Source organism: Cupriavidus sp. 01T418 (genome assembly GCF_056398885.1).
This window is the reverse complement of record NZ_JBFTQG010000013.1, coordinates 1-25,040: the sequence shown is the minus strand read 5'-3', so window position 1 is coordinate 25,040 and position 25,040 is coordinate 1. Positions and strand designations below refer to the sequence as shown.

The 25,040-nt window shown below is 65.9% G+C and carries 25 protein-coding genes; 14 read left to right on the top strand and 11 right to left on the bottom strand.

Going from position 1 to position 25,040, the window contains the following annotated elements; all coding sequences use genetic code 11:
• The first annotated feature begins 137 nt into the window (after positions 1-137).
• From AC1DQ3_RS15495 to AC1DQ3_RS15485, 3 genes are all read left to right on the top strand, one after another.
• The gene (locus AC1DQ3_RS15495) at positions 138-578 is read left to right on the top strand and encodes a CBS domain-containing protein (RefSeq protein WP_477121055.1); all 441 of its coding nucleotides are present in this window, start codon (positions 138-140) and stop codon (positions 576-578) included.
• A 514-nt stretch (positions 579-1,092) separates the two neighbouring features.
• Positions 1,093-2,583, top strand: coding sequence for an MDR family MFS transporter (locus AC1DQ3_RS15490; protein WP_477121054.1), 1,491 nt, complete (start codon positions 1,093-1,095; stop codon positions 2,581-2,583).
• Between the two features lie 112 nt (positions 2,584-2,695).
• Positions 2,696-3,343: a glutathione peroxidase gene (locus AC1DQ3_RS15485; protein ID WP_477121053.1), complete on the top strand. Its 648-nt coding sequence runs from the start codon at positions 2,696-2,698 to the stop codon at positions 3,341-3,343.
• Positions 3,344-3,396: 53 nt separating this feature from the next.
• Here AC1DQ3_RS15485 and AC1DQ3_RS15480 read toward each other — a convergent pair whose 3' ends face one another.
• Positions 3,397-4,290 carry a LysR family transcriptional regulator gene (locus AC1DQ3_RS15480; RefSeq protein ID WP_477121052.1) on the bottom strand — a complete coding sequence of 298 codons (894 nt, stop codon included), beginning with the start codon at positions 4,288-4,290 and terminating at the stop codon, positions 3,397-3,399.
• 153 nt (positions 4,291-4,443) lie between these two features.
• Here AC1DQ3_RS15480 and AC1DQ3_RS15475 point away from each other — a divergent pair, with 153 nt between their 5' ends.
• The gene (locus tag AC1DQ3_RS15475) at positions 4,444-5,391 is read left to right on the top strand and encodes an NmrA family NAD(P)-binding protein (RefSeq protein WP_477121051.1); all 948 of its coding nucleotides are present in this window, start codon (positions 4,444-4,446) and stop codon (positions 5,389-5,391) included.
• A gap of 24 nt (positions 5,392-5,415) precedes the next feature.
• Here the strand turns inward: AC1DQ3_RS15475 and AC1DQ3_RS15470 are convergent, their stop codons facing one another.
• The 6 genes from AC1DQ3_RS15470 to AC1DQ3_RS15445 all read right to left on the bottom strand — a co-directional run bounded on the left by AC1DQ3_RS15470 (position 5,416) and on the right by AC1DQ3_RS15445 (position 11,596).
• Positions 5,416-5,886: an isochorismatase family protein gene (locus AC1DQ3_RS15470; protein WP_477121050.1), complete on the bottom strand. Its 471-nt coding sequence runs from the start codon at positions 5,884-5,886 to the stop codon at positions 5,416-5,418.
• 84 nt (positions 5,887-5,970) lie between these two features.
• A complete protein-coding gene (locus tag AC1DQ3_RS15465; RefSeq protein ID WP_477121049.1) occupies positions 5,971-6,708 on the bottom strand; it encodes an aspartate/glutamate racemase family protein in 738 nt (245 codons plus the stop codon).
• A 17-nt stretch (positions 6,709-6,725) separates the two neighbouring features.
• Positions 6,726-8,141 carry a dihydropyrimidinase gene (gene hydA / locus AC1DQ3_RS15460; protein ID WP_477121048.1) on the bottom strand — a complete coding sequence of 472 codons (1,416 nt, stop codon included), beginning with the start codon at positions 8,139-8,141 and terminating at the stop codon, positions 6,726-6,728.
• Positions 8,142-8,154: 13 nt separating this feature from the next.
• The gene (locus AC1DQ3_RS15455) at positions 8,155-8,883 is read right to left on the bottom strand and encodes a maleate cis-trans isomerase family protein (protein ID WP_477121047.1); all 729 of its coding nucleotides are present in this window, start codon (positions 8,881-8,883) and stop codon (positions 8,155-8,157) included.
• Between the two features lie 60 nt (positions 8,884-8,943).
• Positions 8,944-10,170, bottom strand: coding sequence for a serine hydrolase domain-containing protein (locus AC1DQ3_RS15450; protein WP_477121046.1), 1,227 nt, complete (start codon positions 10,168-10,170; stop codon positions 8,944-8,946).
• Between the two features lie 127 nt (positions 10,171-10,297).
• Positions 10,298-11,596, bottom strand: coding sequence for an MFS transporter (locus tag AC1DQ3_RS15445; RefSeq protein WP_477121045.1), 1,299 nt, complete (start codon positions 11,594-11,596; stop codon positions 10,298-10,300).
• A gap of 181 nt (positions 11,597-11,777) precedes the next feature.
• On the opposite strand from AC1DQ3_RS15445, the gene AC1DQ3_RS15440 reads away from it, so the two are divergent.
• From AC1DQ3_RS15440 to AC1DQ3_RS15430, 3 genes are all read left to right on the top strand, one after another.
• Entirely contained in the window at positions 11,778-12,506 is a 729-nt protein-coding gene (locus tag AC1DQ3_RS15440) for a GntR family transcriptional regulator (protein WP_477121044.1), read from the top strand.
• Complete coding sequence (locus AC1DQ3_RS15435; protein ID WP_477121043.1) at positions 12,503-13,345, top strand: fumarylacetoacetate hydrolase family protein; 843 nt, start codon at positions 12,503-12,505, stop codon at positions 13,343-13,345. The genes AC1DQ3_RS15440 and AC1DQ3_RS15435 overlap by 4 nt, the downstream gene beginning before the upstream one ends.
• Before the next feature lie 299 nt (positions 13,346-13,644).
• Positions 13,645-14,907, top strand: coding sequence for a M20 aminoacylase family protein (locus AC1DQ3_RS15430; protein WP_477121042.1), 1,263 nt, complete (start codon positions 13,645-13,647; stop codon positions 14,905-14,907).
• Positions 14,908-15,394: 487 nt separating this feature from the next.
• Here the strand turns inward: AC1DQ3_RS15430 and AC1DQ3_RS15425 are convergent, their stop codons facing one another.
• Both AC1DQ3_RS15425 and AC1DQ3_RS15420 read right to left on the bottom strand, forming a co-directional pair.
• The gene (locus AC1DQ3_RS15425; protein WP_477121041.1) at positions 15,395-15,700 is read right to left on the bottom strand and encodes a hypothetical protein; all 306 of its coding nucleotides are present in this window, start codon (positions 15,698-15,700) and stop codon (positions 15,395-15,397) included.
• Between the two features lie 233 nt (positions 15,701-15,933).
• Positions 15,934-16,806 carry an AraC family transcriptional regulator gene (locus AC1DQ3_RS15420; RefSeq protein WP_477121040.1) on the bottom strand — a complete coding sequence of 291 codons (873 nt, stop codon included), beginning with the start codon at positions 16,804-16,806 and terminating at the stop codon, positions 15,934-15,936.
• 110 nt (positions 16,807-16,916) lie between these two features.
• On the opposite strand from AC1DQ3_RS15420, the gene AC1DQ3_RS15415 reads away from it, so the two are divergent.
• Positions 16,917-18,206 carry an MFS transporter gene (locus tag AC1DQ3_RS15415; protein ID WP_477121039.1) on the top strand — a complete coding sequence of 430 codons (1,290 nt, stop codon included), beginning with the start codon at positions 16,917-16,919 and terminating at the stop codon, positions 18,204-18,206.
• Positions 18,207-18,268: 62 nt separating this feature from the next.
• Here the strand turns inward: AC1DQ3_RS15415 and AC1DQ3_RS15410 are convergent, their stop codons facing one another.
• The gene (locus AC1DQ3_RS15410; RefSeq protein WP_477121038.1) at positions 18,269-19,567 is read right to left on the bottom strand and encodes a M20/M25/M40 family metallo-hydrolase; all 1,299 of its coding nucleotides are present in this window, start codon (positions 19,565-19,567) and stop codon (positions 18,269-18,271) included.
• Positions 19,568-19,792: 225 nt separating this feature from the next.
• Between AC1DQ3_RS15410 and AC1DQ3_RS15405 the strand changes: the two genes are divergently transcribed.
• The gene (locus AC1DQ3_RS15405; protein WP_477121037.1) at positions 19,793-20,110 is read left to right on the top strand and encodes a hypothetical protein; all 318 of its coding nucleotides are present in this window, start codon (positions 19,793-19,795) and stop codon (positions 20,108-20,110) included.
• Between the two features lie 109 nt (positions 20,111-20,219).
• Complete coding sequence (locus AC1DQ3_RS15400) at positions 20,220-21,218, top strand: Bug family tripartite tricarboxylate transporter substrate binding protein (RefSeq protein ID WP_477121036.1); 999 nt, start codon at positions 20,220-20,222, stop codon at positions 21,216-21,218.
• Here the strand turns inward: AC1DQ3_RS15400 and AC1DQ3_RS15395 are convergent.
• Positions 21,205-21,927, bottom strand: coding sequence for a response regulator transcription factor (locus tag AC1DQ3_RS15395; protein ID WP_477121035.1), 723 nt, complete (start codon positions 21,925-21,927; stop codon positions 21,205-21,207). The two genes, AC1DQ3_RS15400 and AC1DQ3_RS15395, sit on opposite strands and share 14 nt — an antisense overlap.
• A 295-nt stretch (positions 21,928-22,222) precedes the next feature.
• Between AC1DQ3_RS15395 and AC1DQ3_RS15390 the strand changes: the two genes are divergently transcribed.
• The 4 genes from AC1DQ3_RS15390 to AC1DQ3_RS15375 all read left to right on the top strand — a co-directional run bounded on the left by AC1DQ3_RS15390 (position 22,223) and on the right by AC1DQ3_RS15375 (position 24,503).
• On the top strand, positions 22,223-22,927 hold the full coding sequence (locus AC1DQ3_RS15390; protein WP_477121034.1) for a response regulator transcription factor: 705 nt from the start codon (positions 22,223-22,225) through the stop codon (positions 22,925-22,927).
• On the top strand, positions 22,924-23,736 hold the full coding sequence (locus AC1DQ3_RS15385) for a histidine kinase (RefSeq protein ID WP_477121033.1): 813 nt from the start codon (positions 22,924-22,926) through the stop codon (positions 23,734-23,736). The genes AC1DQ3_RS15390 and AC1DQ3_RS15385 overlap by 4 nt, the downstream gene beginning before the upstream one ends.
• A gap of 184 nt (positions 23,737-23,920) precedes the next feature.
• Positions 23,921-24,151, top strand: coding sequence for a ribbon-helix-helix domain-containing protein (locus AC1DQ3_RS15380; protein WP_477121032.1), 231 nt, complete (start codon positions 23,921-23,923; stop codon positions 24,149-24,151).
• Positions 24,138-24,503 (top strand): type II toxin-antitoxin system PemK/MazF family toxin, encoded by a 366-nt coding sequence (locus AC1DQ3_RS15375; RefSeq protein WP_477121031.1) that lies wholly within the window; start codon positions 24,138-24,140, stop codon positions 24,501-24,503. The genes AC1DQ3_RS15380 and AC1DQ3_RS15375 overlap by 14 nt, the downstream gene beginning before the upstream one ends.
• Positions 24,504-25,040 lie beyond the last annotated feature (537 nt).

Genomic DNA, 25,040 nt, shown 5'->3' with positions numbered 1-25,040 from the left:
CCCTGTAAGGCGTACGCGGGGGATGCTAATCTGGAAGCTATCGGCAGCGGCGCAACGCGCAGGTGCCCTGCCAGGCGCTCCCGCTATTCCGCGCGGGTCGAGTTTGCAGTCCTTTGGGATCGAACAAGGAGTGGGTGATGAAAACCGCACGGCAGGTTCTTGAGTCCAAGCCAACCCAGGCCATCTACAGTATTTCTCCCGGCTCCACGGTTTATGCCGCGCTGCAGTTGATGGCGGAGAAAGGCATCGGGGCGCTGCTGGTGATCGAGCACGGCGATATCGTTGGCATCCTGAGCGAGCGGGATTACGCGCGGAAGGTGATTCTGATGCAGCGTACGTCGCGCGAGACGTTCGTGCGCGACATCATGACGTCGGCGGTGATTTATGTGCGGGGGGATCAGAGCACCGATGAATGCATGGCGTTGATGACGCAGCATCGGTTGAGGCACCTGCCGGTGATGGACGAGGACAAGCTGATCGGGATGTTGTCGATCGGGGACCTGGTGAAGGATATTATTTCAGAGCAGCAGTTCATTATTCAGCAGCTGGAGCATTACATTACCGGCGTGAGGGTGTGAGCGGCGCGCGTCGGCGAGAGGCGGGGGAGGAGGGCGGTTTCATCCCCCATCCCCGGTACTCGCCAGCCAGCTACGCTGGAATGGGTACGCAAAAAAAGTCCACAATCCCTTTCGCGAACGACTTCAGCTGAATTTCCGCCTGATAGCGGCAAGAACCGGCAAGAAGCGCTCGCGTTCCGGGGGGCGCCTGCTCGACACCGCATCACGAACCAACCAGCCCTCGCACCCGATATTCAGTATCCGCGTATAGTTATGCGTTCACTGAATTAGGCTCTCTCCGGCAACGTCTGCATCGCGCAGCACCGGGTACGCCTTAGGTACGCCTTTATTCGGCTGAATTCAAACTTGTGGCCATGTTCCACGCTGTAGGCGGACAAAGGATCTGATTTCCCCGCTGTTGGGCGCAATGCTGGCTGCTTATGCTTACGTGCCCTGCTGCCTCCCGATGTCTGCCTCCGCTTCTGCTTCACCTTCTTCGTCCGTCGCCACCCCCACCCTGAGCCACCAGGAGATCATGCGAGTGATCGGCGGGATCATCCTGTGCATCCTGCTGGCCGCGCTGGACCAGACGGTTGTGATTCCGGCCGTGCCCGCGATTGCCAACGACCTGAGCGGTTTTGACCACTTGTCGTGGATCGTGACGGCCTACCTGATCACTTCCACCATTTCCACGCCGCTATACGGCAAGTTGTCCGATAGCCATGGCCGGCGGCGGCTGTTGATGCTGGCGATCGGGCTGTTCATCCTGGCGTCGGTGGCGTGCGCGATGGCGGCCACGCTGGAGCAGCTGATCCTGTTTCGCGCCCTGCAGGGCATTGGCGGCGGCGGCCTGTTTTCGCTGGCGCAGGCGGCCATTGCCGATGTGGTGGCGCCGCGCCAGCGCGGGCGTTACCAGGGTTATCTGGCCACGGTGTGGGCGGTGGCATCCATCGCCGGCCCGCTGGTCGGTGGCTGGACGTCGGATCACCTCTCGTGGCGCTGGCTGTTCTGGATCAATGTGCCGCTGGGCTTGCTGGCCATGTTCATGTGCCATCGCGGCCTGAGCCAGTTGCAGGCGCGCGGCGGTTCGGCGCGGGTGGACTGGGGCGGGGCATTGCTGCTGACGGTGTCGATCGTGGCCTTCCTGCTGGCGATGAGCTGGGGTGGCGATGTCTATGCATGGCTGTCGCCGGAAATCGCCGGCCTGGCCTTGCTGGCCGTGGCGGCGACGGGCGCGCTGGTCTGGCAGGAGCGCCGTGCCGCGGATCCGATGCTGCCCCCGCGGTTGTTCCGCAATAGCGCCTATGTGCTGGGCGTGGCGGCGTCCGCGATGGCGGCGCTGAACATCTTCCTGTGCATCTTCGCCCTGCCGCTGCACTTCCAGCTGGTGCGGGGCGCCGATGCCTCCGAATCCGGCTTGCTGGTGGTGCCGTTCCTGCTCTCCACGGTGGCGGGCAACTTTATCGTGGCCGGGCTGGCGCCGCGCCTGGGGCGGATGCGCGGCATCCTCACCGGCGGTTTCATCGCGGCGGCGCTTGGCTTGCTGGCGCTGGTGGCGGTCTCGCCCGGTACGCCGCTGGTGCTGGTGCTGCTGGCGATGACGGTGGCCGGCGTGGGGCTGGGCATGGCCATGGTCGGCACCTTGATGACAGTGCAGAACGTGCTGGAGCGCCGGGATACCGGCGCCGGTACCGGCGCGTTGCTGGTGTTGCGCTCGCTCGGCAGCGCTTTGGGCGGTGCGCTGGCGGGCACCTTGCTGACGCTGGAATTCCGCAACGCGCTGCAGTCCTCCGGCGTGACCCAGGCCCTCGACCTGGGCGCGCTGCGGCACGGCAGCGAGGCGCTGGCCCATCTTTCGCCCGCGGTGCGCGATGTGCTGACGGGTGGCGTGGAGTCGGGCTTCCGGCTGATCTTTGCCGTGGGCGCCGTCGCCTCCCTGCTGGCGCTGGCGATCGTGCGCCGCATGCCGGACGTGGAACTGCGCAGCGGCGTGACCGAACACGCAGCCACGCTGGCGATGGAGTAAGCGGGCCAGGGCCGCGCGGCGTGCGTGGCCCCCGCCCGCATCCCCACCCCCGCATCGAACTGGCGGCCAACGGCGTATAAACTACGGACAGACCATCACTGGAGTCCGATTCATGCGCCGTCTTCCCGCTCAGCGTTCACGCGCCCTGCAACGCACCGCCCTGACTGGCGCGTTGGCCCTGGCCGCCGCCGCTGCTGTCGTTGCCACGCCGCGGTTCGCACAGGCAGCACAGGCCGCGGTTGCCCCGGCAGCCGGCGCGGCCAAGCCCGTCGGCGCGTGCCCGGCATCGCTGAACTTCAAGTTCCCCCGCTTGCAGGACGAGGCACCGCAGGACCTCTGCCAGTACGCTGGCAAAGTCGTGGTGGTGGTCAACACCGCCAGCTATTGCGGTTTTACCCCGCAGTACGAAGGGCTGGAGGCGCTGTACGCCAAGTACCGCGAGCGCGGCCTGGTGGTGCTGGGCTTCCCCTCGAACGATTTCTCGCAGGAGCCGGGCTCCTCCAAGGAGATCGCGGACTTTTGCTACAACACCTACGGCGTGAAATTTCCGATGCTGGGCAAATCACATGTACGCGGCAGCGATGCCAATCCCATGTATGCGCTGCTCGCCAGGCAGTCCGGCACCACGCCGAAGTGGAATTTCTACAAATACGTGATCGACCGCAACGGCCAGGTAGTGGGCAGCTATAACAGCATGACCAAGCCGGACGACCGGCAGTTCGTCGGCAAGCTCGAGCAATTGCTGGATAGTGCGCGCTAGCCGCCAGGCGGCGCTCCCGCGCTGAGCCCGCAGGGAGCCGGGCGATCGCATGCCTATGGCGCTGCCAGCGCGCCCGGGATGGCACTCGCGAGAAAATCGTAGACCGCGCGGATGCGGGCGCTGCCGCGGATTTCCCGGTGCACGGTGAGCCAGACCGGCAGCGGCGGAATCGCCAGCTCTGGCAGCACGATGCGCACGCGCGGATCGCCGGCGGCGATATAGCGCGCGGCAAAGCCCACGCCCAGCCCGGCCCGGATCGATTGCCACAGCACGATATCGTCGTCGCTGCGCACGCCGAACGCCTCGCGCGAGACTTCGATGCCCATGGCGCGAAAGCCGCGCAGGAGCCTGTCCTCGCGGTCATAGCCCACCAGTTCGTGCCGCAGCAAATCCTGCGGCGTGCGCGGCACGCCCTTGCGGCGCAGGTAGTCCTCATGGGCGCAGGCGCATAGCGGCACGTTCGCCACCTTGCGCGCGATCAGCGAGGCCTGGCTGGGCCGTACCATGCGGATGGCGATATCGGCCTCGCGCCGCAGCAGGTTGCTCACCTCGTCGGACGACACCACCTCGATGGCGAGCTGCGGCTCGCGCAGGCGCAGGTCCGCCAGCAACGGCGGCAGCAGGAAGCTGGCCACCACGCGGCTGGCCGACACGCGCACCGTGCCCGCGATGCCGGACTCGCTGCGCGCCAGCGTGCGCGCTACCGCGTCGGCGCCCTGCTGCATGGCGCGCGCATGCCCGGCGATGGCGCGCGCGGCATCGGTGGGCTGCAGACCGTGGCCGGTGCGCTCGAACAGCGGCACGCCGAGCTGGGCTTCCAGCTGCGCCACGTGCCGCCCCAGCGTGGGCTGGCTGCTGGAAAGCCGCCGCGCCGCGCCCAGCAGGCTGCCGCTCTCCATCACCGCCAGGAAGGAGCGCATCAGCGCCCAGTCGAATTCTTCAGCCATTGCCCTCTCGCTTCTTGCCCGTGGTGCTGTTCGGGTGTTATTCGCGATATTCAAAAATGAATTCGTGACTTACCAAGTCATGCAATTGTGATGCAGCACGGCATTGGCCACAATGGTGCTCATCGATCCCGCGGGTCCGGCAAGGAGAACACCATGAGCGACACCATATTGATCCTGGGCGCCAACGGCCGGCTCGGCCGCACCCTGGTGGATGCGCTTGCCGCCGCCGGCTGGACCGTGCTGGCGCAGGCGCGCCGCCCGCTGACCGGCACCGTGCCGCAAGGCGTGCGCAGCCTGGCCATCGACGTGGGCGACACCGCTCAGCTGATCGCCGCCGCGCGCGGCGCCAGCGTGGTGGTGAACGCGCTGAACCCCGCCTATACCGAATGGGGCCAACACGCCGAAGCGCTGGCGCGCGGCGCCATGGATGTGGCGCAGGCGCTGGGCGCCCTGCTGCTCTTTCCTGGCAACGTCTACAACTACGGCGAAGCCATGCCGCCGCTGCTGCGCCCCGATACCGCCGCGCGGCCCAGTACGCGCAAGGGCCAGATCCGCTGCCGCATCGAAACCACCATGCGCAAGCGAGCACCCGCGCTGCGCAGCGTGGTTATCCGTGCCGGAGATTTCTTTGGCGGCCCGGGACGCGGTTCGTGGATGGACCTGGCGATCGCCAGGTCGCTCGACCAGGGCAAGGTGGTCTATCCTGGCCCGCGCGACCGCGCGCATGCCTGGGCCTACCTGCCCGACCTGGCGCAGGCATTCGTCGCGGTGGCGCAGCGCCACGCGGACTTGCGCGGCCACGCAGTGCTGCATTTCGCGGGCTATACGCTGACGGGCGAGCAGCTGGTGGGCGCGCTGGCCGAAGCCAGCGGCATGCCGCTGGCGCCGCGCGTGCGCGGCATGCCGTGGTGGCTGATCCGCGCCGGCGGCGCGGTGGTGCCGATGTGGCGCGAACTGGCCGAGATGGCTTACTTGTGGAAGGTGCCGCACGCGCTCGACGGCACCGCGCTGCAGGCGCTGGTGGGCGAGCTGCCGCGCACGCCGCTCAGGCAGGCGCTGCGCGCGAGCCTTGGCGAACTGGGTTTGCGGGTGGCGGCCTGAGGGGTGCGCGTTGGGCGGTGCGCGTTATTGCGTCAACGCCTCGGCGCGCGTGAGCACGCTGCCGAAGTGATGGCGCCACAGCTTCGCGCCCAGCGCACCGGAAGGATCGAGCGAGGAGCCGACGGTGAGATCCGAAAGGAGCGTGGGCTGCAGGCCTGCGTCAAACAGCGCGAAGCCCGCCGCCAGCACGCAGGTTTCCGTCTGGATGCCTGCAACAAGCACGCGCTCGGGGGCCAGTTCACGCAGATACGCAATGGCGTCGGCGGACGGCAGGTAGCCGTGCTTCACAAACACGCGATCCGCCGGAATCAGGCAGGTGTCTCCCGTGCCGGGCGCCCAGCCAAGCTGGCGCATGAACGGCGTGCTGGCCTCGTCGTGGTGTTCCACGGTCGCCACGGAAGGCATCTGGCCGATCAGCGGCAGCAGGCCATCGATCAGCCATTGCGGCGGCGAGAAGGTAGGCTGGACATCGACGATCAACAGGGCTTGTCGCAAGGTATTCTCTCCGGCGGTCGCATCGAAATGCCTGGCCGGCGCATTATAAGAGAGGACCGCAACAGCCCCCGTCCGGCGCCGCTGTCAGTCCAGCATCGCCGCCAGCGTCGCTGGCAAGCCGCGATTCGGCTTGCGTGGCGGCCGCGCGAAGCTGCCTTCCGCGGCGCCGGTCGGCGCCAGCGCGATCAGGCTCTCGCAATGCCGGATCGCGCTCGACACGCCATCCACCACCGGCACCGGAATCCGGTCCTTGAGCGTGCGCGCCAGTCCCGCCAGCGGAGCGCCGGCCACGATGATCACATCCGCGCCATCCTCGCGCACCGCCTTCAGGCTCAGTTCCTCCAGCCGCGCCGCGTGGTCCTCCTGCACGCTGCCGATATCGCGCAGCGGCTGCTGCAACGAACGCACGCTGGCTAGCCGGGAAGTCAGCCCGTTAGCCGCCACGCATTCCCGATACCAAGCCTCGATCCGATGCGAAATCGCGATGATGGAAAAACGCTGGCCAAGCAGGCAAGCGCTGGCCAGCGCCGCTTCCGTCATGCCCACCACCGGGACGTTGAACAACTCCTTGAGCCCCGCCAGCCCCGGATCGCCGAACGCAGCCACCACCAGGCCATCGAACTGCCCCTGATGCTCCGCCGCCACGCAAGCCGTGGCGTAACCGCCCACCAGCGCCTCGAACCGCGTCTCGATATAAGCCACGCCAAACGGCGCCGTCGCCATCGCCAGCGAAGTGCCGGGCGAAGCAGTGCGCGCAGCCTCCGCGCGAATCAGCTCGGTGACGCTCTCGGAAATATTGGGATTCACAACAAGAATACGCATGATCAAGTCCGCAAAAATCAAACCAGCGAAGGCGCGCCGGCAGGCAAGAACCTGCCCCGTCCCGGAGCCGGTTCCAGATACTTCCCATCCTCCACCAGCAACTCCCCGCGCGAGAGGCAATGCACCGGCCAGCCGGTGACTTCGATGCCTTCATAGGGCGTGTAATCCACCGCATGATGCAGATCGCTATTGGCGATGCGTACCTTGCGCTGCGGATCCCACAGCGCGATATCCGCATCGGCGCCCACGGCGATCGTCCCCTTGCGCGGATACAAGCCGTAGAGCCGTGCCGGCCGATACGAAGTCAGCTCGACAAACTGATGCAAGGAAAGCTTGCCCTTCGCAATGCCATCGAACAACAGCGGCAGCCGCGTCTCGATGCCGGGCACGCCATTGGGAATGTGGTCGAAAGGCTGGGCCGTGCCACCGAGCTTCTTCCCTTGCGGATCGTCATAGTTGAACGGAGCATGATCGGAAGAGAACACACTGAACACGCCATTGGCCAACGCACGCCAGACCGCAGCCTGGTTCTCGGGGTCGCGCGGCGGCGGGCTGCAAACGCACTTGGCGCCTTCATAGCCATCATCACCGGGCAAGCCCATATCCTCCGCGGTGAGATACAAGTACTGCGGGCAAGTCTCCGCCAGGATCGGCAACCCCCTACCCTGCGCCCACCGGATCTGCTCGATCGCCTCCTTGCCGGAAACATGCACGATCAGGATCGGCACATCGACGAGCTCCGCAAACGTAATCGCGCGATGCGTGGCTTCACGCTCCACCAGGGCCGGGCGCGCCATGCCGTGGAAGCGCGGCGAAATCCGCCCTTCCCCGACCAGCTTTTCGGTCAGCCACGAGATGCAATCCGCATTCTCGGCGTGCACCATCACCAGCGCATCGTTGCGCTTGGCCACGTCGAGCACGTCCAGCATCTCGCGATCCGACAGTTTCAGGTCGTCGTAGGTCATATAGACCTTGAACGAGGTATAGCCCTTGCGGATCAACTCGGGCAATTCATGCTGCAGGACTTCCGGCGTGGGGTCCGCCACGATCAGGTGGAAGCCGTAATCCGCCACGGCACGGCCCTCGGCACGGCGGTGATAGTCCGCCACCGCGGCCTTGAGCGAACCGCCCTTCTCCTGCGCCGCAAACGGAATCACCGTGGTGGTGCCGCCGCAAACCGCGGCACGCGTGCCGGTGAAGAAATCATCCGCCATGCGCATGCCCTCCGGCATCGGCTGGTCCAGGTGGACATGGCCATCCACGCCGCCGGGCAACGCCAGCAGTCCCGTGGCGTCCATCTCGCGCGTGCCGCGCGGCAGGTCATTGCCCAGCATGGCAATGCGGCCATCGCGCACGCCGATGTCGCAGGTGAAGCGGTCGGAGGCGGTGACCACTTCAGCGTTGCGGATGACCAGATCGAGTTCGGTGTTCATGCGCCCTGCTCCTTCATTCCACTTCGGCAAACAGGCGGCCCCAGCCGCGCAGCGCGCGCGTATCCACGCCGGCCAGCCGCAGCGATTTCCACACCACGGTGGAGATGGTGTCGTAGACGGGGATGCCGGTCTCGGCTTCCAGTTCTTCCACCAGGTGCGCCGCGCGCAGGTTGGTGCAGAACGTCGTGATGGCCGACGGCTTGTGCTGCGCCACTTCGCGCACCATGCGGCGGATGGTGTCTTCTTCCACTTCGGCGAAGCTGTAGTTCACATGCAGGTCGAGGTGGCGCTCGGCGGTGCAGCTAAAGCCGTTGCGCTTGTAGTTCTGCACGATGCGTTGCTGCACGTCGTCCAGGTAAGGCGTGACCAGGGCGAAATCGCCCGCGCCGGTCTTCTCCAGGATTTCGTTGAGCGCCAGCACCGAGGTGGTGGCGGGAATGCCGGTGGCCTCGGTGATCTGGCGGCACAGCGCCTCGTCTTTCTCGAATCCGAGCCAGCCGGACGAGGTACCGTTCCACGCGATCACGTCCACGTGCGCATCGGCCAGCAGCTTGGCCGCGCCGATGATCTTGCCGAGATCGAACTGGCCCAGCGCCTGGTCGCGCAGCGAGATCTCGGTGACGGTGAAGCGCGAGAAATGCGCGCTGACGTTCGGCAGGCCGCTCACCATGGCGCTGGTGATGGGCTCCAGCGCGGTGTTGGAAGACGGCGTGAGCATGCCGAGAAGGGTGCGTTTGGTCATGGGAGTGATGCTCTCGGGAGATGGCAGGGCCCGATGCGATGTTGCGCCGGGCCGTGCTCGTTATTGTTCGGGTTTGTCGTTGAAGGCGAGGGCGGTGCCGGGCTTGCCGTGGCTGGCATGCGCCAGGGCCAGCTCTTGCTGCAGCGCTGCCCGCAGTGCGGCGTCGGGTCTGACCTTGTCGCCGGCCTGCAGCGCGGGCAGCACGAAGTCGTTGACCATCTTGCGGTAGATGTCCAGGTAGGCCGCGTCGCGCAGGCCGCCGGCGGTGGACATGATGCTGTTCATCACCACCACGGCGTTCTGCCGCGGCAGCACGGTGATGAACTGGCCCTTGAAGCCCATCGCGCTGAATTCGCGCTCGCTCTTGACGATGTTGTTGACCCAGCAGTAGTAGCCGTAGTCCGTGGCGGGCCCGGCGGGCGTGGTCATGCGCGTGATCCAGTCGGCGGGCACGATTTGCTGGCCCTGCCATTTTCCGTGGTCAAGCATCAGCAGGCCCAGCTTGGCCATGTCGATGGAGCGCAGGCGCAGGCCCCAGCCGCCGGAGACCGCGCCCTTGCCATCGGCGCCGTCCCAGCGGTAGTGCGACATGCCGAGGGGCTTGAAGAGTCGCGCTTCGGCATAGCGCTGTTCGGGCTGGCCGCTGACTTGCGTAATGGTGGCACCCACCAGCACGGGATTGACGTCGATGTAGTCGAACTCGGTGCCGGCCTTGGTGCGCACGGCGGCGGAGGCAGCCACCTTCAGCCGGTCCGGCACGCCGTAGTAGAGCGTGTCGGTGCCTTCCACCAGCTTGTACGACAGGCCGCTGGACATCGACATCAGATGGCGCAGTTCGATGTCCTGCTTGTCGGCCAGCGCGGGCGCCAGGTCCGGGCGCGCGGCGGCCAGCAGCGGGGCGGGCTTGTCATGCGGGCTGAGCTTGCCGTTGCCCACCAGCGTGCCGACCAGCAGCGCGCTGATGAACTTGGTGACGGAGTAAAGCTCGTGGTTGTAATCGCGGGACAGTTCGTCGCCGTAGCGCTCGAACACCAGCTTGCCATCCTTGATGACGAGCAGGCTGCGCACATCGAGCTGGTCGCGGCGGATCCATTGCGACAGTTCGACCAGCTTGCGCGAATCGACGCCCACGGATTCGGGTTGCGCGACGGGCAGGTCCGCAGCGGATGGCGCCGCTGCGCGTTGTGCGGCGGCAGCTTCCTGGGCCTGCGCGGTTCCGGACAGCAACAGGGGCAACAGGGCGGCCATCGTGGCGGCGCTGGCCAACAGGCGTGGGATTGCTTTCATGAAGTGTCTCCTCCACCGCCCGGCACGCGGGGGCGCCGGGGCGGGAGCGGTTCAGGCCGTGCCGCTGCCGGCGTGTGCCGGCGCGGCGCGTGCGTGGGTTGGACTTGTCGTGGAGATCGGGCTGCGCTCAGACCGGCAGCTTCTTCTCGTAGTCGATCGCGGTCGAGGAGAGCAACAGGCCGACGCCGGCGGCGGCGAAGAACATCAGCGCCAGGAAGTAGGAGCCGGTGAACTGCACGATCATGCCGACGATGATGGGCACGGTGATACCGCCGATATTGCCGCCCAGGTTCATGATGCCGCCCAGCACGCCCACCTTGTTGCGGGTGCCGAGGATGGACGGGATGCACCAGAACAGGCCGCACCAGCGCAGGAAGAACAGCGTGCAGGACAGCAGGACCACGACGACCACCGGATCCGTGACGTAGGCCACCGAGAAGATCGAGACCGTGGCCACCACGGCGGCGATGCCGAACAGGGTGCGCATCACGCGGTTGGGCGAGCCGCYCGCGGCCTTCCACTTGTCGGCGATCCAGCCGCCGACCAGTTCGCCGACGAAGCCGGCGAAGAAGATGATGAAGCTGGCGCCGCCCATCTGCTTGATGTCGAAGCCGTGCACCTTGTTCAGGTAGTTGGGCATCCAGGTCAGCAGACCGTAGAAGACGCTGTTGAAGCACATCCAGCCGATCGCCATGCACCACACCGAGCGGTACTTGAGGAAATCGAGCGAGCGTCCGGACAGGTTGGCCGGCTCGGCGCGATGCTCGGTGGCTTGCGCGGCTTCGATATAGCTGGCTTCCAGCTCATTGACGCCCCGGTGTTCGCGCGGGGAATTGCGTACGTAGTACCACGCCAGCATCCCGGCCAGCACGGTGCCCACGCCGGCGACCACGAAGGCCAGGCGCCAGGAGCCCAGCGCGGTGATCAGCCACGTGATGATGATGGCGCCGAGCGCCGCGCCCAGCGGCGCGCCGCCGTCGAGCAGGGTGGCGCCGCGGCCGCGTTCGTTCTGCGTCATCCAGATCGCGTTCAGCTTGCCGCCGGCCGGGTAGATCGGCGCTTCGGCCGCGCCCAGGCCAAGCCGGGTCAGCAACAGCGCGCCGGCGCTGGTGCACACCGCCGCCATGGCCTGGAACGCGCCCCAGAAGATGGTGGCGGTGGCGATCACGATACGCGGCTTGTACTTGTCCGCCAGCATGCCGCCGGGAATCTGCATGACCGCGTAGGTCCAGAAGAAGGAACTGAGGATCAGGCCCTGCATGGTGGGGCTGAGGTCGAACTCCTTGGCGATCAGCGGCATCGCCACCGACAGCGAGGCGCGGTCGATGTAGTTGATGGCGATGAGGAACAACATCATCAGGAAAATCTTCCAGCGTACGGAGCTCTTCGTCTCCGTTAGCGCCGCGGCCCGGCTTGTCGTTTGCATGACGCGTGTCTCCTTTGAGGAATGGTAGGCGGTTTGTGTTTGTGTGTCGCGCAACTGGATCGGAGTATAGGATACGTAATCTGTAATTACAACTCTCGTAAGTCATTGATTTTATTATTAAGCAAATGCACAATTTCAGGGTGTGATAGCCTTCTTGTGGTGCATGTTCCCCGTATCGGTGATGTCTGTGACTCAAACGCTTCCTAAATCCACGCGCCTGCGCACCCTCGGCATGTCCGCCGAAATCGCCTCCCGGCTGCGCACCATGATCGAAGAGGGCGAACTGCCGCCCGGCGCCCGTGTCGATGAGCGCGCCTTCTGCGAAATGTTCGATGTGTCCAAGACGCCGTTGCGCGAGGCACTCAAGGTGCTGGTGTCCGAGGGACTGGTGCTGCATCGGCAGTACATCGGCTACCGCGTGGCGGCGCTCGACCTCGACGAACTGCGCGCCACCTTCGAGACCCTGCACGGGCTGGAAGCCACAGCCGGCGAACTGGCGGCGGCGCGGCTCTCCGAGATGGACATGGCGCGGCTGGAGCGCAAGCACCTGGCCATGCTCGATGCCCACGCTGCGGGGCGGCGCACCGAGTACTTCCGCACCAACCAGGAAATCCACCAGCTCATCATCGACGGCGCCGCCAACCCGGTGCTGGCCGGCATCTACGCCATGCTGATGAGCAAGGTCCACCGCGCACGCGGCGCCGCCAACGCGGATATGCTGCGCTGGCAGGAATCGCACGAGGAACACGAAGCCATCATGGTCGCGCTGCGCGAACCAGGCCGCCCGCGGCTGGCGCAGGTGCTGCGCCAGCATTCCGAGAACACTGCCAAAGAAGTCCTGACCGTGGTCGCGCGGAGCCTGTCCGAGCCCGTCGGCCGCACTGCCACCGAAGCCAAGGGGAAACGATGAAACTGGTACGTATGGGTAAGCCGGGCGCGGAACGCCCGGGAATGATCGATGCCGAAGGCCGCGTGCGCGACCTGTCCGGCGTGCTGGACGGCCTGGGGCCGCAGGAACTGTCCGCCGAAGCGCTGGCGCGGCTGGCCAAGGTTGACCCGGCCACGCTGCCGGTGGTGCAGGCCGACCGCTTCGGGGTGCCCTGGACCGGCATCGGCAAGATCGTGGCGATCGGCCTGAATTACGCCGATCACGCCGCCGAAGCCGGCATGCCGCTGCCGGCCGAGCCCATCGTCTTCCTCAAGGCCAACAGCTCGCTCAACGGCCCCAATGACGCAGTGATGCTGCCGCGCGGCTCGGAGAAGACCGACTGGGAAGTGGAACTCGGCGTGGTGATCGGCAAGGTCGCCCGCGACGTTTCGCGCGACGTCGCGCTCTCCCACGTGGCGGGCTACTGCGTGGTCAACGATGTTTCCGAGCGCGAATTCCAGATCGAGCGCGGCGGCACCTGGGACAAGGGCAAGGGCTGTGACACCTTCTGCCCGGTCGGGCCCTGGCTGGTCACGCGCGACGAAGTCGCCGACCCGCAGGCGCTGGGACTGTGGCTGGAAGTCAACGGCGAGCGCGTGCAGAAGGGCAGCACCGCCACTATGGTGTTCGACGTGGCCACGTTGGTGAGCTACGTCAGCCGCTTCATGACGCTGCACCCCGGCGACCTGATCTGCACCGGCACGCCGCCGGGCGTGGGCATGGGTTTCAAGCCGCCGCGCTTCCTCAAGGCGGGCGACACCATGCGCCTGGGCGTCGACGGCCTGGGCGAGCAGGGCCAGACGGTGGTGGCGTACGCGTAGGGCTGTCTGGTTCAGTTGAAAGGCAAAAGGAGGGCGGCCAGCGATGGCCGCCCTCCTCGCTTGTACCTCCGGCGATACCTGCCGGCTACCTGCTGGCAATCGCGGTGCGTTGATGACGGGGAGGGCCTGTGATCCCCCGAGCGAGCTCAAGTTCCCCCTGTGATGCTCTCGCGTGAAGAGACCGTCCCCCGTTCGCAACAGTTGTTCCCCTCATTTCGCTACAAAGGGTTAAACCGTTTGCGCTCTGCGCCCAGCGTGAAATACTGTTTTCCATATACCTCGAAAATACGAGCACCGCCATGTCAGAACACGCCCCCGAATTTGTCGAGTCTCTTCTTGCCGACTCGCCCGCGGTCTCACCCGCCGCAGTCTCGCGCCCCTCGCGCCCTTCCCGCTTCTGCGAACTGGCTGACACCGCCGACAGCCGGGCCGACCTGGAAGCCATCCGCCACAGCATCCACCAGCATCCGGAACTTGCCTTCGACGAAGTGCGTACCGCGGAGCTCGTCGCCAGCCAGCTCGAAGGCTGGGGCTACGCCGTGACGCGTAGCGTCGGCGGTACTGGCGTGGTCGGCACGCTGCGGCAGGGCGACGCGCGCCGCAGCATCGGCGTGCGCGCCGACATGGACGCGCTGCCCATTCACGAACGCACCGGCCTGCCGTACGCCAGCGCCAACGCCGGCAGGATGCACGCCTGCGGGCACGACGGCCATACCACCGTGCTGCTTGGCGCGGCGCGGCAACTGGCGCGCACGCGCAACTTCAACGGCACCGTCCACCTGATCTTCCAGCCCGCCGAAGAAATCGGCGCCGACGGCGGCGCCGAGCGCATGCTTGCCGACGGCTTGTTCGAGCGCTTCCCGTGCGACGCGATCTTCGGGCTGCATAATCACCCTGGCGTGGAGGCCGGTACCTTCATGTTCCGTGCCGGCCCGTTCATGGCGGCTTGCGACACGGTGTCGATCACGATCCGCGGCAAGGGCGGCCACGCGGCCCGGCCCCACCAGTCGATCGACCCGATCCTGGTGGCCGGCAGCCTGGTGATGGCGCTGCAGAGCATCGTGTCGCGCAACATCGATCCGAACGAGACCGCGGTGGTGACCATCGGTACGTTGCATGCGGGGCATGCGCCTAATGTGATTCCGGAAAGCGCCAAGCTGGAATTGAGCGTGCGGTCGTTCAGCCCCGATGTGCGGCGCACGCTGGAAGACCGCATCCGGCGGCTGGTGACTTCTCATGTGGACGGGTATGGGGCGTCCGTCGAGATCGATTACATCCGCGGGTATCCGGTGCTGATCAATAGCGAGCGCGAGACGGAGTTTGCGCGGCAGGTGGCGGAGGAACTGGTCGGGCCGGAAAAGGTGGTGGCGAATTTTCCGCAGATCGCGGGGAGTGAGGATTTTGCTTACTTCCTTCAGCAGCGGCCGGGGTGCTTTGTGAGGATGGGGAATGGGGTGGGGCAGCCATTGCTGCATAACGCCGGGTATGACTTCAATGATGAGAATTTGACGGTGGGGGCGGCTTATTGGGCCAGGTTGGTGGAGAGGTATCTGGAGGGGTGAAGGGTGGTTTGTGGAGGGTTGTGGCTCTTTTTTTTGCGCGGCGTTGGTTGTTGCACCCAACAGCCATACGACAACCCCCTGCGGGGGCTGCCGGTCACTTTTCTTTGCGCGGCAAAGAAAACTAACGAAAAGAAAGCCGCCCTGCCGGGAGCAGAGCAATAAGGCTTATTGGTGGCGGTGGTTTCGTCGTATGGCCCTGAGTGTTGGCTGGCATGTCCTACCGGCGTCAATGGCGGCGCCACTGCTTCTCCCAGTGGTTTCGTGGTGCGGCCCCTGACCTCGTTTGCGGTGACCGTTCTCACATCTGCCGTTCGCGGTGCGAAGTGCTGCGCCGTTTCAGGTGTGGCTGGTTTCGTGGTTTTGTCTCTGACGGCAGACGCCCTGCCATTGGATACCCCTGCCGTACCGGCTCTGGCCGTGACCGGATTCTCGGCCGTCCTCGTTTCGTGGTGGGCGCAGTGGCCCGGTCGGCTGATGCGAAGGATATTCAAATCGAGAAGGTGTTGCTCCACTCGCCAACCGACGTAACGGCGAGGCTGCAAGCCAGTGCGTTCGATCCACCAAGCCCACCACGAAACTCATCAGTACGAAGCCGCGCGGCGCCCCGCACGGCGAACGGCAGGGACCGAATGATCACCGCGCGTGCCGTCAGAGACAAAACCACGAAACCAGTGCGGTGCGGGATAGCGCAGCCCTTTGCACCGCGAACGGCAGATGGCCGGATGGGCAATGGCGATGCTACCGTGGACACCACCACGAAACCGCCGGCTAATGCAATTGCGATGCCTTTCAAGCCGGTAGGACACGCCAGCCAACACTCCGGGCCGTACGACGCAATCACTGCCGCCGAATAGCCTTATTGCTCTGCTCCCGGCAGGGCGGCTTTCTTTTCGTTAGTTTTCTTTGCCGCGCAAAGAAAAGTGACCGGCAGCCCCCGCAGGGGGTTGTCGTATGGCTGTTGGGTGCAACAGCCAACGCCGCCCCCAAAAAAACCGAGAATCCCGCGTACCAACGTTGTACGGACGCTCACCGAAAAAACCCACTAGGCGGCACCCCGAACTGCCTCCTGAACATGGTGGAAAACGCACTAGGACTCTCATACCCGAGATCCAGCGCCACATCCACCACCTTAGCCCCGGCGGCCAGCCCCTCCAACGCCGCCAGCAACCTCGCCTGCTGCCGCCACTGCCCAAACGTCATCCCGGTCTCGCGCGCAAACCGCCGCTGGATCGTCTTCGGATCCAGGCCTAACTGTTCCCCCCATTCAGCCAGCGTAAGCGCCGTATCCGGCGCCCCGACGATCGCATCGCAGATCAGCCGTAATCCAGTGTCCGCTGGCCGCGGCAAGTGCAAAGGCAGCGTGGGCACCAGCATCACCTCATCCAGCAGCAGCCGCATCAACCGCCCATTGCGCGATTCAGCGGCATAGGGCGTGGGAATATCGATCGCGGCAAGGATCAGTTCACGCAGCAGCGGCGTGATGCCCAGCACCGTACAGCGGGTGGGCAGGTTGGCGGCGGCATCCGGCCGGATGTAGGCGGTGCGCATGCGCACGTGGCCAACCATGCGGATCCAGTGCACGGTGCCCCCGGGCATCCACATGCCGCGCGTGGGCGGGACGATCCATTGGCCTTCGGCGGTGGCCACCGCCATCACGCCATGCACGGCGTGGATCAACTGGGCATTCGGATGCTGGTGCGGCTTGGTGACGTGGCCCGGCGCATAGTCGGCCGCCATGGCGGTGACCGGCATCAGGCTGCGGTCGTAGCGCTGATAGGCGGGAACCGGTGCGTAGGTATCGGCGCGGTCGGTGCCCGCGTTTTCGGCCGGCGCAGCCGGAGGCGCAGCATCTGGATCTCCGCTGCGACGCGTATTGGGGCGAGTTGAGGAACGGGCCATGTCCTTTTCTCCAGGGTTCCGGCCCTATTCTCGCAGGACAGGCGCCATCGCGCCATTTAGGATGAGCGGCAACATTCCCAAATTGTTTTCTTCCAGGCCCCGTTTCCATCATGAGCAGCCGCATCGAAACCGCGCCCGACGGCGTGAACGCCTCGCCGCAGGCCCAGAGTCTCCACCAGAGTCTCCACCAGAGTCTCCACCAGAGTCTCCACATTACGCAGGCCACCGCCGAGCGGACCGGTTTCCGCGTGCTGGGGGCGATCAGCTTTTCGCATTTCCTCAACGACATGATCCAGTCGCTGATCCTGGCCATCTATCCGATGCTCAAGGGCGGCTTCAACCTCAGCTTCACCCAGATCGGGCTGCTGACGCTGACCTACCAGATCACGGCTTCGCTGCTGCAGCCGGTGGTGGGCCTGTACACGGACAAGCGTCCCAAGCCGCAGTCGCTGTCGATCGGCATGGGCTTCACGCTGTGCGGTTTGCTGCTGCTGTCGGTGGCGCCTACCTATGGCGTGCTGCTGGTGGCTGCCGCGCTGGTGGGCACCGGCTCGTCGATCTTCCATCCGGAGTCGTCGCGCGTGGCGCGCATGGCATCGGGCGGCCAGCACGGGCTGGCGCAGTCGATCTTCCAGGTGGGCGGCAATGCGGGCAGCGCCACCGGGCCGCTGCTGGCGGCGTGGATCGTGCACCAGCAGAGCAGCGTGGCGTGGTTCTCGCTCGCCGCGTTGCTGGCCATCGCGGTGCTGTGGCAGATCGGCGGCTGGTACGGCCGCGAGCTGGCGCATACCACGCGCAAGCGCAAGGCCGTGGCCGCGCACGCGCCGCTGCCGCGCAGCACCGTGGTGCGCGCCATGGTGGTGCTGATGGCGCTGGTGTTCTCCAAGTATTTCTACATGGCGAGCCTGAACACCTACTACACCTTCTACCTGATGGAGCGTTTCGGCCTGACGCGGCAGAGTTCGCAACTCTACCTGTTCGTGTTCCTGTTCGCGGTGGCGGCCGGCACCATCCTGGGCGGCCCCATCGGTGACCGCATCGGCCGCAAGCGCGTGATCTGGGCGTCGATCCTGGGCGTGGCGCCGTTCACGCTGATGCTGCCGCACGCCAACCTGTTCTGGACCGGCGTGCTGTCCTTCATCATCGGCTTTATCCTGGCGTCCGCCTTCTCGGCCATCCTGGTGTTTGCGCAGGAACTGATCCCTGGCAAGGTCGGCTTGGTGTCGGGCCTGTTCTTCGGCTTTGCCTTCGGCATGGGCGGCATCGGCGCCGCGGTGCTCGGCAAACTGGCCGATGCCCACGGTATCCAGTCGGTCTACCAGTTGTGCGCCTTCCTGCCGCTGCTGGGGCTGCTGGCCATCTTCCTGCCCGACCTGGGCGGGCGCAAGAAGCCAGCCTGAGCGGAACCCGTCGCCGTTGCCATGGCTGGGCCGGCGGCGGGCAGGGCGCACCGCAGGCACGCTCAGCGCCCGGTCTTGTCCTGCGACACGTCCATGATCATGCGCGCGAGCAGGTACAGGCGCGGCGTGACCGAGTTGAGGTCGACGTACTCGGCATCGTTGGAATGCGCGCCAAAGCCGCGCAGGCCGAAGCGCTCGATCACCGGCGCCTTGGTGGCAGCCGCGGCAAAAGCCGCATCGGTGCCGCCGCCTTCGGCGGTGTCGTACACCGCCAGCTTCTCGCCGATCTCGGCATACACGCCTTGCGCGTGCGCGGCCAGCTTGCGCGCGGCTTCGGTGACCTCCAGCGGCGGGCGGCGGCGTTCGAACTTCACTTCCACCTTGGTGTCCGGGATCAACTGCTTCTTCACGCGTTCCTGCAGCGTGCGCTCCAGGCTGTCGTAGTCGGCGGTGCGCAGCACGCGCACATCGGCCTGGGCCGTGGCGGTGGCCGGGATCACGTTGCGGTTGGTGCCGGCCGACGAGATCGTCCAGTTCACCTTGAGCCCGCTGTCCGGGTGGGACAGGTCGCGCATCTGCAGGATCTGGTGCGAGAGTTCATACAGCGCATTGCGGCCCTGCTCGGGCGCGCTGCCGGCGTGCGAGGCTTTACCGTGCACGGTCAGCGAGATTGCGCCGATGCCGCTGGTGGCGAGCGACAGGCGGTCGCCGGTCACGCGCGTGGCTTCGCAGGAGAACACCGCATCCTGCTGGCTGCCCATCTTGGCCAGCACGGCGCGGGCGCCGGGCGAGCTGATCTCTTCATCGCCGTTGATCAGCACGGTCAGCGTACCGTAGTCCTTGAAGCCCATTTTCTGCAGGATGGCCACGGTATGCAGGATCACCGCCACGCCGTTCTTGTCGTCGGCGATGCCCAGGCCGTAGGCGCGGTCGCCGTCGATGCGGAACGGCTGCTGCGCCAGCATGCCGCGCAGGTAGACCGTGTCCATGTGGCCGATCAGCATGATGTTGCGCTTGCCCGTGCCCTTGAACTGCGCCATCACCATCTTGCCCACCTGCCTGGGCGTGTCCTCCATGCGGTAGACCTCGGTGGGCTCGATCAGCTGCGCGTCGCCGCCCAGCGCGGCCAGCCGGTCGCGGATCAGCACGGCGATGCGGTCCAGCCCCTCGATGTCCTTGCTGCCCGACTCGATCGATACCAGGTCCTTGAGGGTGGCGATCAGCGCGGGCTTTTCCTGCTGGGAGAGCTGGTAGGCGGGTTCCACCGGCGCGGCCTGCGCCGTGGCGGCGCAGAGCAGGACTGCCAGCATGGCTGCCGATTTCAGGGACGCGTGGGGGCGTGGGCGAAGGTTCAGAAGCATGCGGGTTTCTCCGGGATGCAGGGGCAGGAACAGCGCGATACAAAGCCGCGCCGGTAGTTGGCTTGAATGCGGGAACTGGCGTGGATTCTACATCCTGGTTTCTTCCTTGGCGGTGCAGCCGCGCGCATCGTGGGCGTCTTCCAGCCGCTATCCAGACGCCTTCCGGACGCCATCCAGCCATTGCCGCAACGGCAGCGGTGAAAAGCGTCCCCGTTTTGCGGCATCATGGTGGGCATGACGTCCGCCGTGCCTTTCCCCAATGCGCCGCGGCCCGCGAGGGCCGCCTGCGAACACTGCCTCGCCCTCGCGGTGGATATCCGCCGGCGCGAGCCGCATGCGCGCCTTGCGCTCAAGCACACCGCGCCGCTGGCGAGCCGCAGCGCTGCCGGCGTGCCGTTCAGCATGCTCACGTTCACTTGCCGCGAGTGCGGTACCGTGTGGCGGTTGTACGACCGCGCCAACGAGCTGTTCGTATCGTGGGTGCCCGAGTGCCCGCTGGTTCCCCGTGGGCCGGCCGCGCCGGGCACACCTCCGATCGGATAACATAGCGTCCGATTCCTGCATCGAGGCCTGCGCCCGGTCCCGGGCCGCTCCCGGCGGCGCGAGCGCGGCCAGGTCCGTCTCCAACCGTCGTCCGCGCCGTTCCCCTTTCATGTCCGCTTCCCGTCGAATCCCCTTGCTGGCAGCTGTTTCCATCGCCTCAGCCACCCTGGCCAGCCCGTTTGCCGCCACTGCCGCCACTGCCGCCGATGCCTATCCCGCGCGTCCTGTCCGCCTGATCGTGGCCTATCCCACCGGCGGCATCAGCGATGCCGTGGCACGCGCCCTCGGCGAGCGGCTGTCGGCCCAGATGGGCGCCTCGGTGGTGGTGGAAAACAAGGCGGGCGCGGGTGGCAGCATCGGTATCGACGCCGTGGCCAAGTCCGCGCCGGACGGCTACACGCTGGGCTTCGCCTCGACCAGCCCGCTCACGCTCAACCCGCACGTCGGCCACGTCAACTACGATCCGCAGCGCGATATCGCGCCGGTCATGAGCGTGATGTACTCGCCGGTGCTGCTGATCGCCACCTCGCGCTTTGGCGGCAAGTCGTTCCAGGACCTGCTCGCGCAGGCCAAGGCCAGGCCCGGCTCGGTGCGCTGGGCCACGTCCGGCCTGGGCACGGTTGGCCACGTGATGCTGGAACAGGTCAAGGCGAAGTCCAGGACCGACCTGACGCTGATTCCCTACAAGGGCGCCGGGCAGCAGATGAACGACGCCCTCGGCGGACAGTTCGAGGTGATGAGCACCAATGCCAGCCCCATGCTGACCCAGCACATGCAGGCCGGACGGCTGCGCGCGCTCGCCGTGGGCGCGCCCAGGCGCATCGAGTCGCTGCCCAATGTACCGACCTTCGCCGAGCTGGGCTATCCCAAGGCCAACCTGACTTCCACCTTCGGCATCTTCGCGCCGGCGCGCACGCCGGCCGCCCTCGTCGCCAGGCTGAATGCCGAACTGAACAAGGCGCTGGCGGAACCCGAGGTGCGCGAACGCCTGCTCAAGGGCGGCGAGGTGCCCACCGGCGGCACTGCCGCGCAGTTTGCCGCTGCGATCCGCGCGGAGTACGACGACAACGCCCGTATCGTGAAGGAAGCCGGCATCAAGGCGGATTGAACGGCCGGCGCCGGTCTTCAGGGTGGTCGAGCAGGTCCAGGCGGCAACCGCTCGCGTACACCGAGGACAGCCGTACGCCGTTGCGCGGACCTAGCGCGAGCTTGGTGCGCACGCGCGAGAGATGGCTGTCCACCGTGCGGGATGCCGGTGGCACATCGCGTTGCCAGATCTCTTCCTCGATGGTCTGGCGCAGCAGCAACCGGCCGGCATGGCGGAACAGCAATACCGCCAGCTCGTACTCCTTCGGCGCCAGCTTGACCGGGAGATCGTTGACGAAGGCGCGCCGCTCGGCAAGGACAAAGCGGTAAGCGCCCATCGTAAGGTCGTCTTGGGCCTGCGCCACCGGCGCTATGCGCCGCAGCAGCGCCTGCACCCGCGCGGCCAGCTCGGCGCGTCGAATCGGGGTGGCCAGGAAGGCGTCCGCGGCAAGCGCGAAGCACTGGGCGATATGTTCGTCGTCGCTGTGCTGGCTCAGCAGCATGACCGGCAGTGCGTCGCCGAGGGTGCGGCGTATCCACTGCAATATGTCCCGTGCCGAGATGCCGGGTATCTCCCAGGCCATCAGCAGCAGATCAAAGGGCTCGTTGCGCAGGGCGTGCATCAGCGCGCCGCCTTCGCGAAAGCGCACCGAGTCGTGGCCGCTGAGGCTGAGTGCCTGCTCCAGCAGAATGGCACGGGCCGGGTTGTCCTCCAGTACAGCGATTCGCATGAAGTTTCTCCTTGCGCGCGGGTTTCGGCGCGCCTGTCCCACGGGTTTGGTCACCGTGGCCTGTGCATGGCGGTGTCGTGATCGCGCGGCATTGCCAGGGCATCTTAGCTTCGCGCCGCGCCAAGCGGAAAGCGAATAGCCATTGCCAGTGAAAATTACGAAAATTCTCAGCCGAAAGCATCTTCTGGCGGCTTTTAATGACGGATAGCCCCGCATCGTCGGGCCATCCCCCGGCGCCAGCGGCGCCAATCACCGCGAGACCGGCGGGCGTCCAAGCCGTACCGGCCAAAATTGCATGGGAAAGAAGATCGCTTCTCTCGAAGACGAACCCGCCGAGGCGGCCCTGATCCGGCAGATACTCGGCGAGGCCGGGCATGCCTGCATGACCTTCCGGCGCAGCCGCGAGCTGCTGCTGCACCTGCGCGAGGAGAGCTTTGACCTGCTGGTGCTCGACTGGCAGATGCCGGACCTCTCCGGCAAGGAGGTGCTGGCCTGGGTACGCGCCAACCTGGACCGGCGCGTGCCCGTGATGTTCCTGACCTGCCGCATGGCCGAGGAAGACATTGTCGACGGCCTCGCCACGGGCGCCGACGACTACATGCTCAAGCCGGTCCGGCGCGGCGAACTGCTGGCGCGCACCCAGTCGCTGCTGCGCCGGGCCTACCCCGATCCGTCGGCGGGCTGCGCGCACGTCAGGCTGGCCGACTACGTCATCGACTGCGCCGCGCGCACGGTGGCCCATCGCACCAGGCCGCTCAGGCTGACCCCCAAGGAATTCGACCTGGCCGTGCTGCTGTTCCGCAACGAAGGGCGCATCGTGTCACGGGACCATATCGTGGCGGCGGTCTGGGGGCGCGAGATCTCGCCGCTGTCGCGCACCATCGACACGCATATGTCGCGGGTGCGCAGCAAGCTGGCGCTGCTTCCCGAGCACGGCGTGCGGTTGTTGCCCGTCTACACGCATGGCTACCGGCTCGAACTGACCGGAGGCGCGGGATGAGGGCGTGGCTTGGGCGCGAGGTGGCGCGGATGGCGGCGTGCCTGGGCGCGGCAGCGCGGCATCTTGAGCGTCTCGCTGCCGTCATGGCGGCCAGCCGGGTCGCGCTGCAGGCCGATGCCGGCGATGCCGTTCGCTGCATGCCGGCAAGCGCCGGCGCCGTCGATATGGCGGCCTACGACAGCGAGGCGCAGGCGTCCTGGCAAACCGGCCTGCGTGCCCTGTCGCACGACCTGCGCGCGCCGCAGAGCGCCATCCTGGCGCTGGTCGAATTGCAGCTGGCCGCGCCCGGGGCGCTTGCGCACGATGCGTTCGTCGCGCAAGCGGCAGGCCATGCGCAGGCGTCGCTGCGGCTCACGGATGACATCGCGCGCTTGTTGCGCGAGCTGGTCCACGCTTATCGCATGGAGGTACTGGAGCTGACTGCGCAGCTGCGCGAGGCCGCCGATACGCTGTGGGATGCCGACGGGCCCGGACCCGAGCTCGATCTGGCGGGGGGCAAGGTCTGGGTGCGGGGGGACGTCGCCATGCTGTCCGAAGTGCTGCGCCTGCTGATGGCGCTGGCATTGGCTGCCGCCGGGGATATGCGGCCGGTGGTGCGCCAGCGGATTGAGGGGCGCGTCTGCCGCTTGTCCATCGGGTTTGCGCCCGGTGCCGATGCCGCGCAGGCGGCCAGCGCGCAAGCGGTGGCGATGCAGTTCTGCCGCCGGGTGATGTTGCGCCATGGCGGGATGCTCGATCCGGGCAGGGGCCTGGATGCCGAGGCCGGTTTGTGTGTCTGCTGGCTTCTGTGCCTGCCTGTGTTGCCATGAAAAAAAAAAGCACCCGGAGGGTTGCTGCGTTGGTGTCGAGCGACGACGTCAAAAAGAGCCTCTTACATCACTCTACCAAAAGAGATGACTTTGCCAAGTCAAGGCCTGCATGACAAAAGTGTAATACATATATGCATTGCACAAAATTGCTATACTTTTGTGTGACGCATTTTAGGAGGCACTTATGCACGCCACGACGCTGTCATTCCGCGCAGCGGACGAACTCGCCGAACAGACTCGGACTCTGGCCAAGGCCTTGGGGTTAAAAAGCTCCGACTACATTCGCGAGGCTGTGCGCGAGAAGAACGAGCGAGAGATGGCGGCACGTATCGCCATGCTTTCCAAAAAACTGTCCGCCAGGCACCTCTCCTTTAACGAAGAGCTTGACGACTCTGTAGGAGATGGGCTTGCCTAAGCTCAAGCGGGGGCAACTCTGGGAGGTCGACCTGGACCCGCAGACGCACAAAGAAGAGCCGGCCAAACGCAACCGGCCGGCTCTTGTTATTCAAACGGACCTTCTCAATGACGCCGGTCATCCAACGACAATCATCGTTCCGGGTACGTCTCAAGTCGAGCCAGAGGACTGTTTTCCCTTGCGAGTCGCCTTGGGAAAATTGCCGGGCCTGATGTACGACACCGACTTGCTTATCGACCAGCTACGCGCGATTTCCAATCGTCGCTTCATGGGAAGCAAGCCCATCGCTACCCTCTCGACAACTCACTTGCGCAAAGTCGAAGAGGCATTGCGCCTCTTGCTTGTGCTCTAGGGAGAGTGTTCAAGTGAAACACGTGTCGCCAGCAACCGGGATAAGGCGCCGGTGCCTTCGGTGTTCCCCAGGCCGCCATACGGGCTACTGGAAATGGCCGAACGTATAGGAACGTATAGATTTACGCAGAGGGCTTTTGAAGAAGCTGACCTGGATGAGACGTATCGTCTCGTTCGCAAGTGTGGCTTCGCGTGCCGAAGGACCCCAGTGCCGTTCCGGTCAAAAGACCCAGCGTCAACTACCCCGGCCTAAAAGGCCGCGGGCCGATGTCCCGTCCGGGAAGAAAACCGGCAGCCATATTGGGCGGGTGGCGATTCGCGCCTCCGGATCCTTCAACATTCAGACCGCCGAAGGGGTCATCCAGGGTGTCTCTCACCGCTATTGCAAGCTCATGCAACGCGGCGACGGATATGGTTATTCACGCGTAGCGCCATCCACGAAGGAGAGCGGGCGCAGGGGCGACGCTTCGCGTCGCGCGCTATCCCTCACCGGCCTGAAGGCCGATGTTTCCCGCGCGAACTGATGAAACTGATGAAA